Raw genomic sequence first — 14660 nt, 5'->3', positions numbered from 1 at the left:
ATGAAGGCGCCGGAGCCGCGACGGGCTTCGGCGCCTTTGCCTTTACAATGGGGGCATGGAACAGATTATCTTGAACATACTTAAAGCCCTGCGTCGCGGCGAGACCGTGGACGACAAGGCGCTCGTCAAGCTGATACATGCCGAGGCGCGCCGTGAGGGTGCCGACAAACGCGATTTGGCCAAGCGCCGTCTGCTGCCGTTCTACCAGCGGGTTAAACGTGAGGAGCCGGCTCGTTGGGCTGGGTGGAATGTCGATGCCGAGCTAGAGCGTCAACTGCTGCAGGTGCTACGCATGAAGCCGCGCCGCACGGCCTCGGGCGTGGCGACCATTACCGTCATCACCAAGCCGTGGCCGTGCTCGGGCGATTGCCTGTTTTGCCCCAACGACCTGCGTATGCCCAAAAGCTATTTGCATGCCGAGCCCGCGTGCGCCCGTGCTGAGCAAAACTGCTTTGATCCGTATCTGCAGGTGAGCGCTCGTCTGACCGCGCTTTCGCAGATGGGGCATGCGACCGATAAGATTGAGCTCATTGTGCTCGGTGGTACCTGGAGCGACTATCCGCAAGGGTATCAGACGTGGTTTATGTCGGAGCTCTTCCGTGCGCTCAATGACGATGCCGTGGCTGGTGTGGCTGCCAACCCCATGTTGGCGCGTCCGGGCATCAGCCGTGCCGAGGCGGGGCGTCTGCTCGACGATGCACCCGCCGATGCGCTGCCGCCGGTGGTGGCGGAGCGTCGCGAGCGCTATCGGGCTGCCGGCATTGCGATAGACGAGGCCACGCTCGCTGCCGGCGTTGCCGACGAGCAGGAGCGTGTGGATGCTGCCGTGGGCGGCTATAACCGTGCGGTGCGTCGTTTGTACGGCCCCGGTACGCCATGGGGCGAGGTCGCCGAGTGGCAGACGGCAACGATGGAGGAGCTCGAGCGTCAGCAGCACATCAATGAGACGGCGAAGCATCGCGTGGTGGGACTCGTTATCGAGACGCGCCCCGATGCCGTAACGCCGCAGGCGCTTACGCTCATCCGCCGCCTGGGCTGCACCAAGATCCAGATGGGCATCCAGAGCCTCGACCAGCACCTGCTCGATATCAACGAGCGTCGCATTTCGGTGGGCCAAATCGAGCGGGCGTTTTCGCTTGCGCGCCTGTTTGGCTTTAAGATCCATGCGCATTTTATGCTCAACCTGCTGGGCGCCACGCCCGAGGGGGACAAGCGCGACTACGAGCGCTTTATGACCGAGGGGGCCTTTATGCCCGACGAGGTCAAGGTCTACCCGTGCGCGCTCATCGAGGGCTCGCGTCTGGTGGGCTGCTACGAGCGCGGCGAGTGGCGCCCCTATACCGAGGAGGAGCTGCTCGACGTGCTAGCCGATGACATCGTGGTGACGCCGTCGTTCTGCCGTATCAGCCGCATGATCCGCGATTTTAGCTCCGACGACATTATGGTGGGCAACAAGAAGCCCAACCTGCGTCAGCTCGTCGAGAACCGCCTGGCTGCTCGGGGCGACGGTGTGACGGTGCGTGAGATTCGCTATCGCGAGATCAGCACGGCGGGTGCCGACTTGGATGAGCTGACCCTTGACGAGGATGTGGCGTACGAGACGCCGGTGACGCACGAGCGCTTTTTGCAGTGGGTGACGCCGCAGGGCAAGATTGCGGGCTTTTTGCGCCTGTCGCTGCCCGACCATTCGTTTGTTGCCGCGCATGCGGACGAGTTGCCGACGATGCCGGACGAGGCGATGATTCGCGAGGTGCACGTGTACGGCATGGCGGCGCGCGTGGGCGACCAGGGCCAGGCGGCGCAGCATCACGGGTTGGGGCGTTTGCTCGTAGAGCGTGCGTGCGAGATTGCCCGGGATGCGGGGTATGCGCGCATCAACGTGATTAGCGCGATTGGCACGCGCGAGTACTATCGCCATCTTGGATTTTATGACCATGGCCTTTACCTGCAAAAGGAGCTCTAGATGAACAAGCCGAGTGTTTCTGCCGGCGTTGTTGCCGGCGTTGCTCTGGGAGCCGCGGCGCTGGGCGCGGCTGCCGTCGCCGTTCGCGCTGCCTGCCTGCAGGTCGCGCGAACCCGCAATGGATTGGCGCGTGTGAAACGCGTGCACGATGAGGGCGGCGATGAAGTCCGCGTATTGGTGCAAGGCAGTGTCTACCAAAGCGCGAGTTACGTCGGCGAGCGCTGGGCGGAGCCCGTCTTTGCGTATTATCGCGCGTTTGACGACGTGTTTGAGGCCGAGGATGCGATGCGTGACGTTTATGGTCACGGTATCAGCCGTATGCTTATGCTAGGTGGCGGCGGGTTTGCCTATCCCAAATTTGCGCTGATGTCGCACGAGGGCCTGCGCATGGACGTTATCGAGTATGACGGAGAGATCACGCGCCTGGCGCGCCGCTGGTTCTACCTAGACGAGCTAGAGCGCGCGGCGGGCGATCGCCTGCGGGTGATAACCGCTGAGGCTCGCTCGTATCTGGGTGTGACGAGTGTGGGCCATCGTCGCTACGACGTGGTCGTGAGCGATTGCTTTGGCGGTGCCGAGCCCGTAGGCGAGCTGGCGACGGTTGAGGCGTTGCGTTTAGTGCGGGGCAGCCTGAACCCCGGGGGTATCTACGTTGCCAATATCGTGAGCGCAAACGAGGGGAGCGATGTAACGTTCCTGCGCGACTGCGCTGCCACGGCACTCGAGGTATTTGCCCACGCCTGGGTGGTCCCCTGTGGCGATACAGAGTTCGGCGGCGAGGAAAACTACCTGCTCATCGCCAGCGACGGGAACTATGCCTTTGCCGAAGCCGTGCCCTTTGACGCCGACTTCCTCGGCGCCGTCCTTCACGACTAGCGCGTCTTTCTGCGACCAGTCTTTCTGGGACGGGGCTTTTTAGCTGCTTTCGGATGCCGGCTCGCTCCACATCGGGAGCAGTCAATTTGGGACGGGGCTATTTTAGCTATCCCTGCCACTAATCGGCCAAACCTATCGCTTTACCTGCAAGGCAGCTAAAATAGCCCCGTCCCAAATTGACTGCTCATATAGTCAGCCCCGTTTTATGCGTGGTTGCGCCAGCTGCGGACACGCTGCTTCATGCCATCTATGTCGAGCACGCCTTCGGCAAAGCCCTTACGCACGAGCTCTTCGGGAACGAACTCATCGTAACGATCAAAGTAAGGCACCTCGCCGGGATAGACGAGCTCGATGGGATCGAAGTCCTTCTCGACCTCGGTGGCGAGCACCTCAAAGAACGTCTCTTCGTCGGCCTTCATCTTAAACTGCATAAAGTACGGGCGCGACGGGTCGAGTCCGCGAAGGCCCAGCTCCGCGGCACATTTAATCTTGAGCATGCGCTCGAGCGCCAAAAAGGCATAGCTGCCCAGCCAGGGGAAGAGCACCCAGGTGTCGCCGCCCAGGTTAATGAGTGGCCTAGTGCCCGCACCCGAAATCTCGGCCGTATGGCGAGCCTGCGCCAAGCGGGCCCGCGCGTTGCCCATAAGGTACGGATACGCGGCATGTTCGTTGAGCGCTTTACGCATGCGCTCGAGTACATGCGTGTTGATGTCGCCGGGGCAGTCGCCAAAGTAGGCCGGCACACGGCCATTGACCTGCGTGGCAAAGACGGTGTGGCGCTTCCAGTCCACTTCTTCGACAATCCAGCAGTGCCCGGCGATGGCGATGCGTTCACCGGGCGGTGGGGGATTGACGATCGTGCCCAGCTCGGCCGACTCGCTGCGGACGGTGAACTCCTCGTTTTCCTGGAACACGGCGTAGAACTTAAAATTGTTGATGATGCGCTCGCCCGCGAGGCCCACGATGAGCCCGCCGCCCTCGGTGACCTGGATATGGTCGATCTTAATGAGGTGACGCAGCAGCACGCGATAGTCATCGGCTGAGACGCGGTGGAAATAACTGAGCGTGAGCACGCGCTGGGCAAGTTCTGCCGGCGTGAGCTCTCCGGTGCTGGCAAGCGTCGACATAGTCTGGTGATAGAGCAGACTGTAGGGGAGTCGATCGAGCTCGGGCGGCTCGACCCACTTTTCCTCGCGATAGAGTTGTACGAGTGCGATGCCCTGCAGGAGCTTCCACGGAATGGTTTCGGGCATCATCGTACGCGGCTCGGGCTCTTCCTCGCGCATGACAAACCACATCTCGGGCGGAAGGTCGCGGCGTCCCGTGCGGCCCATTCGCTGCAAAAAGGAACTGACGGTAAATGGCGCATCGATCTGAAACGCACGCTCCAGACGGCCGATATCGATGCCAAGCTCAAGCGTAGAGGTGGTGACGGTCGTCTGTGCCTGCTCCTCATCGCGCATGAGCTCTTCTGCCGTCTCGCGCAACGATGCCGAAAGATTGCCGTGATGGATGAGGAAACGGTCAGGCTCGTGTCGGCTCTCACAGTAGCTGCGCAGCATGGAACATACGGCCTCTGCCTCCTCGCGCGAGTTGGCAAAGACCAGACACTTGCGCCCGCGGGTGTGTTCGAAGATATAGCCCATGCCGGGATCGGCGTTGTCGGGTGCGGTGTCGGTGGGGTTGAGGAGCGCTTTCTCGGCGGCCCGGGGGATGTCGACTTCGCCCTCGGGGGCCGAAGAAGTGCAGCGGTTCCCGGAGCTAGCCTTACCCTGTGCCCGTTTGCGACGTTGACGGCGCTTGTCCTGTGTGGGCTGTCCGCTGTGGCTCGTGCCTTGGGTGTCGGCCGGCAGCGCCGTGGGTGCCGCTGCCTCAATGCGCTCGGAGACAAGCACTTCGGCCTCTTGAGGACCCATGCTCTCGAATCCCCGCTGCTGTGCCTGGGGACCCGAGTTGTAGAAGTGCTCCATGGAGATGCGCCACACGCGGCGCGGTTCCTCAAAACGGGGGATAACGCAGTCACGTCCCGTTCCCTGTGAGAGAAAAGCGCCCGTGCGCTCGGGGTCGCCGATGGTGGCCGAAAGGCCAATGCGTCGAGGCTGCACGCCGGCCATGCGCGAGAGTCGCTCGATAAGGCAGAGCGTCTGCCCGCCACGGTCGCCGCGCATGAGCGAGTGGACCTCGTCGATGACCACATAGCGCAGGTCGCAAAACATGCGCGGGATCGCCATGTGCTTATGGATCAGGAGCGCCTCGAGTGACTCGGGCGTAATCTGCAAGATGCCGCTCGGCTTTTTGATGAGCTTAGCCTTGTGCGACTGCGAGACATCGCCATGCCAGTGCCAGACAGGGATATCGGCCTCTTCGCAGAGGTCGTTAAGGCGGACGAACTGATCATTGATGAGCGCCTTGAGGGGGCCGATGTAGAGGGCGCCCACGCTCGCGGGCGGCCTTTCCCAAAACTCGGTCAGGATGGGAAAGAAGGCCGCCTCGGTTTTGCCGGAAGCCGTGGATGCCGTCAGGAGCACATTGTCTTGTGTGTTAAAGATGGCATCTGCCGCCGCAACCTGAATGGAGCGGAGACTCTCCCAATCGTGGGAGTAGATGAAGTCTTGGATAAACGGGGCGTAGCGGTCAAAGGCGTTCACGGGGCCTCCTTTCAAAAGCGAATCTCTCAACGCGGCGGGCAGTGGCTTGCTGCATGACTGCTTCAATGTTTGCCCAGGTAAAACCTGCCAAAATAAACCTGTCCCTTTTTGGCAGGTTAGATGGCGAATTCGGCGAAGTTGCGGTCGGCGCCTGCGGTGCCGGTGTCGTCTGTTGCGGCTGCTGGCGCGTCACCGCCGACGCTTTGCAGCAGCTCGGCCACGTTGGCGTTGGGGTTTTGGCATAGGATGTCGAGCAGCTCGATAAAGTCACGAATGACTTCGCGCGGCGTCAGATGCGTGTCGGCTCCCACGCGACCGAACTCAATCTTGAGGAAGTCCACCAGGTCGCTCTCGGTAAGCGTGGGCGTCCAGCCAAAGTAGCCGGCGTGAATTTGCATGAGTTTTTCGATCAGCACCAGCAACTCTTCGTAGGTGAGTGGCTGCAGACGGATGATGGGCGCGAGCATGTCCTTAAGGTCCTCGCGTGCAAAGCGGCCCTGAGCGAGTCGGCTGCGCAGGGCCTCGTAGGAGAACACGCCGCGGCGGCGGTCTTCGATGGAGGTTGGCGTGCCGCCCATGATCATGCCCAGGTACTGCGCCTTGCCCTGGAGCGTGTCGTTGTACATGGTCAGGATCTTCTCGTAGTTGTATTGGCGCGTGATCGCGTTGGGAATCTTATACAGATTCACGAGTTCGTCGATGAGCACCAGCATGCCCTTGTAGCCGCTGCAGACCAAAAAGCGCGCAATGAGTTTAACGTAGTCGTACCAGTCGTCATCGCTGATGATGGTCGAGGAACCCAGTTCGGCGCGAGCCTCGCTCTTGGTGCGGTATTCGCCGCGGATCCATTTGGTTACGCGGCTCATGGCCTCTTCATCGCCCTCGGATACGGCCGTGCGGTAGCGGCGGAGCATGCGGGCGAAGTCGAAGCCGTGGACCATCTCCTCGAGCGGGGCCAGTTGGGCATTGACGACCGACTCGTCGACGTCGGCACACGAGGCGACCCAGCGATCCAGAATAAGGTTGAGCGCACCGCCCTCGGGGCGCGTCTTGGTCGATATGTTGCGGATGAGCTCACGGTAGGTGGCAAGGCCCTGCCCCTGACCGCCCTGCAGGCGGCGCTCGGGCGACAGGTCGGCATCGGCGACGACGAACCCCTCGCCCATGGCGTGCGTGCGGATGGTCTGGAGCAAAAAGCTCTTGCCTGCGCCGTAGCGACCGACCAGAAACCGGAAGCTCGCGCCACCGTCGGCGATGAGACTCAAATCGGTGAGCAGGGCGCGGATCTCGACCTCGCGCCCTACGGTGATATAGGGAAGGCCGATGCGCGGGACCACACCGCCCTTGAGTGAGTTGAGAATGACGGCAGCGACGCGCTTGGGCACGCGGGGTGCTGCGGATGCGGTATCACTCATGGTCTAGGTATCCTCTCACGTCTGCTTCGTAATCCTCGATAATTTGCGGTCCTGCCGCGCCGAACTCGATAACGGTGTCTCCCACCAGGTCAAAGAGCGTCTCGTTGATGCTGTCGACGAGCATATCCTCGCTCTGGCCCGACCTCTCCACTGCCGATGTCGCTTGCGCTGTGTTTTGCTCGAGGAGTGCGCGAAGAAAGGCATCTTCGGCGGGCGCGAGTTTGTTCGTAGCTTCGGCAGACGCGGGCGTTACGGGTGCGGGCGCAGACACGAGGAACGGTGCCATGACGCCAAACTCTTCGGCGGAAACAGTCGGCTCGTCGGGTTCGTCTTGCTGAATGGTCATCTCGCCAGGTTCGGCAGTCATGCCGGGCGCAGGCTCGCGGCCCGGCTGCTCGATAAGCGTTGCCTCGGCTTCCACGGGCGTGCCGTCCTCGCGCTCCTCATCAATCAAAAGCGCTTCACGCGTTTGCGCGGCGGCGCTCCGAATGTGCCCCAGCTGGCTCAAATCGATATCGATCTTGACGGGCTGGTGTGCGGCATCCCACGAAAGCCATGCCACGATCTCGTCATCGATGATTTTGGCCAGATATTTGGGGACCTTCTCCTCCTTCAGGGGGTGGGCGGGGGCTAGGGCCAGGCGCAGACGTTGGTCGCAGGCGCGCATCATCTCACCAAGCTTGCTGCTCTTTTGCCTGCTGCCGTGAATTCGCATGCATTCCCAAAAACCGTTTTGGCAGCGGTAGATATGGATGGGGTCAAGACGGTATTCGCAGTCCTCGTGGCGTTCGGGCGCAAAGAACACGGCCGAGGCAAACATGGTATAGGGCATGGCCGTCTCCTCCCCAAACAAGCTCGCCACGATACCGGTCTTTCGATGCGTGTCATAGTAGCGCGCCGTGCGGACGTACACGGCACATGCCACGTGGCGTAGGTCGCGATGGTGGCTGCGATCGAGTCTAGAGTTATCGAGGTTATACGTGGAGAGGGCGTTGATAGCGGCCATGAGTCGCTCCTCGCCCGCCTCGTCGGGCGGGAGGGGGAGCGTAGGCTCGGAGGTCTTACGACGCGCAGGCGGCAGATCCGACGGCGTCGGTGCAGGTGCAAGGTCTCGAGCCGCGCGCCGCAGCTCGATAAGGGCGTTATCGAACATGACGGTTTTAGAGTCGCGAAGCAGTTTGGGGTCGAGCCCGTGGAAAACGGCGTAATCTTGCAACCACACGCGTGCAAACCGGTCGATGCCGGGCTCGAAGGCACGATAGGCGTTCCAAAAGGCCTTGATCTTGCTAAAGCCATCGAGTGGGTCATCTACGCCAATGCCGCAGATCAGCTCATAGAGATACAGGAAGGCAAAGGACGTAGACGTTTCCTCGACAGTTCCGCGGCGCACTTGGGCACGCCAGGTAAAGTAGCCGCGCAACTGTCGATCGCTCATGGCATTGTAGGTGGGAAAGTACGACTTAAAGGTGCCGTTGTAGGGACAATCGTCCTCGAAGTCGGCCATCAGCAGGCCTTGGCGGTAAAAGAGCTCCGCCTCCGATAGCCAACGTCCCGCGCCGCCTTTGGGATCATCTTGCCAGCGCGATATCTCGCGCATCTTGCGGTACTGGTCGGGGAGGAAGTTCTGCATCTGTCGACCGGTCTTGAGAATCGGCTCGTCAGCATAGATTTCGTTTGAGAAGTGGGCGGACTGATGGGTCCGGGCCTCGGCCATAATGCGCTCGATGAGCATCTTGACGTCCTGGTCGGCCACCGCTTCTCCTCTCCTAACGCAGCTTCGGTGACCTCATATCATAGCACAGCATCAAACAGGTGTTCGAGAAACCGCTACGTAGATAGATTTAGAACAAGAGGGCGTAGATGACCGCCACGACGACGGAGGGGAGCATGTTGGCCGTGCGGAAGGTCTGAGGTCGAATAAGGTTAACCCCAACACAGAAGATGAGCATAGAGCCCACAAGCGAAAGGCTGTCGAGGGCTGCGGTGGTCATGATGGGGGAGAGTGCGCCGGCAAAAAGCGTGATCGTGCCCTGGAATACGGCAACGGGCAGGGCCGAGAAGATGCAGCCGCGGCCAAGCGAGGCCGTCATGGTGCAGACGATGATGCAGTCCAGCGCGCCCTTCAGGGCAAGCGTGGACCAGTCGCCGAGCAGACCGTCCTGAATCGATCCTACGATGGCCATGGCGCCGATACACACGGTGAGCGATGCCGAGACAAAGGCGTTGGTAAACTCGTTGTCGCCTTCGCTGCCGGTTTTGCGCTTGAGCCATTCGCCGAGGTTCTCGATGGCGGCCTCCAGGTTGATGGCCTCGCCGATGAGCGAACCGAGGGCAAATGAGACGATAAGCATGGTGGTGCCGGTGGTCGCCAACGCCTCTCCATCGATAACGAGCATCTTTTGCATGGTGCCGCCCAGGCCGATAAACAGAACACACAACCCCGACGCCTTCATGAGCGTGTCTTGGATGCGAGATGTAATGAAGCGCCCGCCCATAAGGCCAAGCAGACCGCCCGCGATCAAAAGCGCGACGTTGATGATCGTTCCTAAACCCGGCATGAACCCTCCTGTAATTGATGCCAACGCGGCAATCGTAGCAGAACGGGGAGGGGCGCTCAGTATCCGAGCCAAGCGACGGTTAGCGGTCTAGGACAGGATGGGGCTAAAGTCGAAGCGCAGCGTCATGAGGTGCTGTGGGGATTCGATGGCTGCGGCAATGATGTCGGCATCTCGTGCGCGATCGAACCCTTCAAGTTCCATTTGATAGGGGACGTCTTCTTGGATACCGATGCGACGAGGAACCAAAAGCTTGGTTCCGTCGAATTCTTCGGTTCGCGTTCCGTCTGCTGCAACGGAATAAAGGTGTAACTTGGCGGTCGTTGTGGCATCAAGTGCCGAGATAGCTTGGATATCGTTCGATGCGCTCTTTGCTCCCACTGCTGTAAGTGCCGTAGGCGCGACGACTTCGCCCGAAGGCAAAAAGACGAGCTCGACGGTGCTGGGGAATGCGATGAGGATATTTTTGCGGCGGGGCGCATTGGCAGCGACTGGCTCAATGCTTGCAGCATCGACGGTTTCCGTGTGGTCGAGCGCGACCATCATGCAACAGTTGCCTTCGTCGACACCTGGGGGAGCGGCAAAGTCCAGGCCGTCTTTCGGTTGGGAATCGCCTAGTTCGGTGGCGTTGCCGCTTGGCTTCTCGAGAGGAACCGCAGCGTTGTCTTCTGATGATGCATCGTCAACATGTGCCGGTGCGTCTGCGTCCTCGTCTTTGGGGGATTGGTCATTATCGCTCGATATAGGAGCGGCAATCTCGACGGATCCCACTCCGTGCCATGTCATTTGGAGCAGCGCCGGATCGGCGAGAATGCGCTGCACGCCCGGCTCCTGGGCATCGATATTGATGGGGGCGGGTTCTGATCCGCGCGTGAGGTTAAGCGAGCCCTTCTGCCTGGTGCTTTGAGCCTTTTGGTCGTCCGCGTCGCCAGCGTAGAACAGCAAAGGCGCATCTCCCGTTGCGATGGCTTCGGTGTCCGCCTTGGTCAGCCGCAGCGACGCCGTAAAGGAGATGATGGGCTGCGCGCCATCGACATTCGAGGGAACGCAGCCCAGGCATACACCCCCTTCTTCTTCATGGGCCGCGCTGTCGAAGACGACCTTTGCCCCGTTCGCCGAGTCATCGACCGAGGCAATATCGATGCGCAGCTCTAAGTCGCATGGGTCGCCATCGGCGTCGACTGCAGCCGATTTCCATGTGCAGATGGCGCAACCTGTCTGGGGGCCGTTCTCCTTGTCCGGTCGATTGATATCCACGACTATCGAGTCGACCGTATTGCGGTGAAGGCATCCCGAGGTTCGGACCGTGGCATGTGCGAGCGAAAAACGTTGGCAGGCGATGATACCCGACGAATTCGACGCGGGGTTCAGAGCTTGCGGTAAGGAGCTTGCCGTGGCGGGCGTCGCCCAAGCGGCGAGAGGCGTACCGCTCGCCAGTGCGCCGCAGAGCGCGGCAACGGGCAAAAGGTTTTTGGGTGCCATGGTTCTCCTATCTATTCCGCGTACTCCGGTCGTGCTTGGCTATTGGTTGCGTTTGATGTGCAGGCCAAGGCACGTCAGTCCTGCTCCCACCGTGGCGACGCCTACCGCAATGAGTTGCCGGGTGTCGCTCGTCTGGACGAGCGGCTCGTGACAGCTGCCGCGATTAAGGCCCGAAAGATCGACGGTCACTTCTGTGGCTGCCTGCGCTTGCTCTTGTTGAGCAAAGGCCATTGCGGGTGCGGACGCCAAGATGCTGACGATGGCGGCCAGTGCAATCGCCTTAGGACGTGGCGTGCGCACCGGGCTCGACCGTCCAGGTGATGCTTGCCACTTGATCTCCCGTACCGGCGGCGTGGTAGATGTCACGCGTGACGCGGGCGACGTGGCCTCTCACATTGAGCCTAATTTTGTCCGTTCCGTCGCCAATGTCCTTGTACTTCATGTCGAAGCTTGCGTCTTGGGAAAGATCGAGGCCCGTAGTCTGAGTCGCCGAGCTGGCATCCTTTTCTGCCTCATCGGGGCCAACCTTAAAATCGATGGAGTTCTGGGCCGAGCCCGTCTTTGCGTCTGCAACGATTGTCCAGTCGTTCTGGGCCGTGACCTTCATGTTGGTGACGTGGATGCCGTATGCCGAGAGGTTGTCGATGGTAATCGTCTCGTCGGAGGGTCCTACAAGCGTTCCGTCGGCTTTGGCGGCAAAGGGGATGACCGTTGGCGCCTTAAACGAAACATTGCTAATGTCGGCCTTCACCGTCACATCGGTGGTTCCAACGCGCACCTCTGCCATGGCCGCCGTTGGCGCGGCGCCCATCGCAAGTGCGAGCGTAAGCCCTGCGCCCACGGCGAGTGCCCTGGCTCCGCTCAGGTTCATGGGTGTGTTCATAATTGATCCTTTCTGCTCGTCACGGACTGGTTCCGTGATGGTTGGACGAATGGGGACAGGGTGCTGCCCCTGCGAGCGCGTCGGCCACTAGCCTTCTGCCTGTGCCACCCGCACTTTGACGCGCGTCGGATTGCCGTGGGTGTCGTAGGTCTTGGCATCGAGTGCCTGAATCTCGATATATGCCTCGCCTTCTTGGATATCGCCGGCGGGGCAGGTCTCAACCGTCTTGCCGGCTTCGACCACACCGGACTCATAGATGGTCTCGTCGTTTTGAATCACGCGGAAGCGCTGGGGAAACTTGTTGTCTTGGACGTTTTGCACGTTGACGCGCAACTTGCCGCCTTCCTGCAACTGTGCGACCGGCGCGACCGAGATCGTCATCATGTTGTCGCGGACGATGGCGTCGAGCTCATCCTGGATTTCTTGGCGCGATTTACCTTCTGCCGTCGTGACTGAGGCGCCCGCTTCGGGCACGGGCTGCGACTGCCAGGCGTATAGCCCTACGGCGATGAGGGCGCAGACGACAGCCAGGCAGACAACGACGAGTTTCTTGCGACGCCCCAGTCCTGCAAGGCGGGGCGGCTTCTTCGCACTCATGCGGCGTCCTTGGTGGTGTAGACACGTGCGAACGTGGACGGGTCCGCTCCAAAGAGCATGTGAAGCATCAGGCGGCGCGAGTAGATGAGCTCGTCGAAGTCGTGAGGGAGCTCGATGTTGTGGATACGCGCGATGTGGTGGGCGAGCGCCGAGAACGACTCGGGGTCGCAGATCACATCGGTGGTGACGTGGTAGACCTCCGTACCTGGAAATGCATCTTCGTCGAAAGGCAAGAGATAGGGGTCGTCATCGACTTCGATGGCGAAACCGTATTGGGGCCAGTAATATGCCATGGAAACCTCCCTGCTCTGGGGCCAAAACTCCTATTGGTTTGGCTGTCGATGCCGACCGTATCAGCCGCAACTTGCCCAATAACTAACCAATTGCTTGACGAGCCGATATCCCCGCAGGTAAAAGCATGTGAAAAAAATCTCAACTATTTTTGACTGATAAATGCACATGTTGTGGCTGCGCGGCAACGTGTGGCAAAAGCGTCGCTTGTCTCGAAAATTCCACCGTTCGCCGAATTGCGCGAACGTTAAAAACGTCAATTATGGAGACGGTCTCGAACATGTCGGTGAAACGATGCGGTAACATTTCCCTGCAAACACTGTAGTTAGCTAAAGGGGGAGTTCGCGTGTCTGCAACCATCAAACCCTTCACCGACGAGTTCGAAGAGTATGGTCGCGATGAGTCTCGCACATCGGGCGAGGCCTCGAGCATCTCGTTTCCGACAACGGAGGACGAGGTCCGCGCCATTATGGAAAAGCTCCATGCCGAGCGTGTCCCGGTGACGGTTCAGGGCGACCGGACCGGTCTTGCCGCCGGCGCCGTGCCTCATGGCGGTCACATTCTCAATACTTCCCGCATGAATCGCTACCTAGGCATTCGCCGCGATGAGCAGGGCCGCTTTCTTTTGCGCGTGGCGCCCGGCGTCGTGCTGTCTGAGCTGCGCAAGCAACTGGGCAAGAAAGTGCTGCCGACTGCCGGCTGGGACCAGGCATCGCTTGAGGCCTACGAGGAGTTCCAGGAAGCTCCCGAGCAATTCTTTCCTACCGATCCCACCGAGGCATCTGCCTGCCTGGGCGGTATGGCGGCATGCAACGCTTCCGGCGCCCGTAGCTACGCTTACGGCCCCATGCGCCCTCACGTCACGGGCCTTCATGTCGTGCTGACCGATGGCGACCTGCTCGAGCTTCACCGTGGCGAGGTTTTTGCACAGGGTCGTCGCCTTTCGCTCGTCACGGTGCAGGGCCGCACGCTCGAGCTCGACCTTCCCGACTACACCATGCCCAAGACCAAGAATGCTTCGGGCTATTTCGTTGCTGACGATATGGATGCCATCGATCTGTTTATCGGTGCGTGTGGCACACTCGGCGTCATCACCGAGCTCGAGATTGCCCTGCAGGCGGCGCCTGCGGTCGTTTGGGGCGTGAGCTGCTTCTTTGACAGCGAAGACAAGGCCGTGTCCTTCACCGATTCTGTACGTCCCGTCCTGTCCCACGCGGCTGCCATCGAATATTTCGATGCGGGCGCCCTGGATATCCTGCGTCGTCAGCGCGAGCAGTCGACCGCGTTCGCCTCGCTGCCGGCGCTCGACAAAGACGCCAAGGTCTGTGTCTACGTGGAGCTCGACTGCGACGACGAAGCCCAGGCGACTGAGGAGCTGTATCACTTGGGGTGGGTACTGGAGCTTGCGGGCGGCAGCGACGATGCGACATGGGTCGCGCGCACCGAGGTCGATCGCGAGTGTCAGCGATTCTTCCGCCATGCGGTGCCCGAGAGCGTCAACATGCTCATCGACGAGCGTCGCCGCACGGACCCCACCATTACCAAGCTGGGGTCGGATATGTCGGTGCCCAACGCACGCTTGGCCGATGTCATCGCCCTTTATCGCCGCACGTTGGCCGAAAGTGGGCTTGAATCTGCCGCCTGGGGGCACATCGGTAACAACCATCTGCATGTGAACATTCTGCCGCGCGATGCGCAGGATTACCGCCGCGGCGGAGAGCTCTTTGCCCAGTGGGCTTCCGAGGTCACGGCCATGGGCGGCGCCGTTTCCGCCGAACACGGCGTCGGCAAGATCAAGGCGGGCTTCTTGGAGACGATGTACGGTCACGAGGCCATGGTCGAGTCGGCGCGGCTCAAGCTCCAGCTCGATCCTGCCGGGCAGCTGGGCCGCGGTAACCTGTTTTCGGAGAAGCTCTTGGATGAGCTCGTCCAGAAAGGGGGCGCGTGAAG

At 60.8% G+C, this 14660-nt stretch carries 11 protein-coding genes; 3 read left to right on the top strand and 8 right to left on the bottom strand.

All coding sequences use genetic code 11. The annotated features are described in order from the left end of the window. Positions 1–55 precede the first annotated feature (55 nt). A complete protein-coding gene (locus tag ACTQW0_RS03285) occupies positions 56–1963 on the top strand; it encodes an elongator complex protein 3 (protein ID WP_441540928.1) in 1908 nt (635 codons plus the stop codon). Next, positions 1964–2839 carry a spermidine synthase gene (locus ACTQW0_RS03280; RefSeq protein WP_441540930.1) on the top strand — a complete coding sequence of 292 codons (876 nt, stop codon included), beginning with the start codon at positions 1964–1966 and terminating at the stop codon, positions 2837–2839. 203 nt (positions 2840–3042) lie between these two features. Here the strand turns inward: ACTQW0_RS03280 and ACTQW0_RS03275 are convergent, their stop codons facing one another. From ACTQW0_RS03275 to ACTQW0_RS03240, 8 genes are all read right to left on the bottom strand, one after another. Then, positions 3043–5487, bottom strand: a complete 2445-nt coding sequence (locus tag ACTQW0_RS03275) for a DEAD/DEAH box helicase (RefSeq protein WP_441566934.1) — start codon at positions 5485–5487, stop codon at positions 3043–3045. 116 nt (positions 5488–5603) lie between these two features. Further along, the gene (locus ACTQW0_RS03270) at positions 5604–6902 is read right to left on the bottom strand and encodes an ATP-binding protein (protein ID WP_441566932.1); all 1299 of its coding nucleotides are present in this window, start codon (positions 6900–6902) and stop codon (positions 5604–5606) included. Beyond that, positions 6895–8655 (bottom strand): TerB N-terminal domain-containing protein, encoded by a 1761-nt coding sequence (locus ACTQW0_RS03265; protein ID WP_441566930.1) that lies wholly within the window; start codon positions 8653–8655, stop codon positions 6895–6897. The genes ACTQW0_RS03270 and ACTQW0_RS03265 overlap by 8 nt, the downstream gene beginning before the upstream one ends. Before the next feature lie 88 nt (positions 8656–8743). Next, positions 8744–9460 (bottom strand): DUF554 domain-containing protein, encoded by a 717-nt coding sequence (locus ACTQW0_RS03260; RefSeq protein ID WP_441566928.1) that lies wholly within the window; start codon positions 9458–9460, stop codon positions 8744–8746. A gap of 87 nt (positions 9461–9547) precedes the next feature. Beyond that, a complete protein-coding gene (locus ACTQW0_RS03255) occupies positions 9548–10939 on the bottom strand; it encodes a hypothetical protein (protein ID WP_441566926.1) in 1392 nt (463 codons plus the stop codon). Positions 10940–11219: 280 nt separating this feature from the next. Further along, on the bottom strand, positions 11220–11822 hold the full coding sequence (locus ACTQW0_RS03250) for a hypothetical protein (RefSeq protein ID WP_441566924.1): 603 nt from the start codon (positions 11820–11822) through the stop codon (positions 11220–11222). Positions 11823–11909: 87 nt separating this feature from the next. Further along, positions 11910–12419 (bottom strand): hypothetical protein, encoded by a 510-nt coding sequence (locus tag ACTQW0_RS03245; protein WP_427719604.1) that lies wholly within the window; start codon positions 12417–12419, stop codon positions 11910–11912. After that, positions 12416–12712 carry a hypothetical protein gene (locus tag ACTQW0_RS03240; RefSeq protein ID WP_154517147.1) on the bottom strand — a complete coding sequence of 99 codons (297 nt, stop codon included), beginning with the start codon at positions 12710–12712 and terminating at the stop codon, positions 12416–12418. Before ACTQW0_RS03240 ends, ACTQW0_RS03245 begins: the two co-directional genes overlap by 4 nt. Before the next feature lie 344 nt (positions 12713–13056). Between ACTQW0_RS03240 and ACTQW0_RS03235 the strand changes: the two genes are divergently transcribed. After that, positions 13057–14658 carry an FAD-binding oxidoreductase gene (locus ACTQW0_RS03235; protein WP_441566922.1) on the top strand — a complete coding sequence of 534 codons (1602 nt, stop codon included), beginning with the start codon at positions 13057–13059 and terminating at the stop codon, positions 14656–14658. The last annotated feature ends 2 nt before the right edge of the window (positions 14659–14660 follow it).

This window comes from Collinsella sp. LCP19S3_B7, from assembly GCF_052121795.1.
Lineage (GTDB): Bacteria > Actinomycetota > Coriobacteriia > Coriobacteriales > Coriobacteriaceae > Collinsella.
The sequence above is the reverse complement of the archived record's forward strand: the minus strand, read 5'-3'. Positions and strand labels throughout refer to the sequence as shown.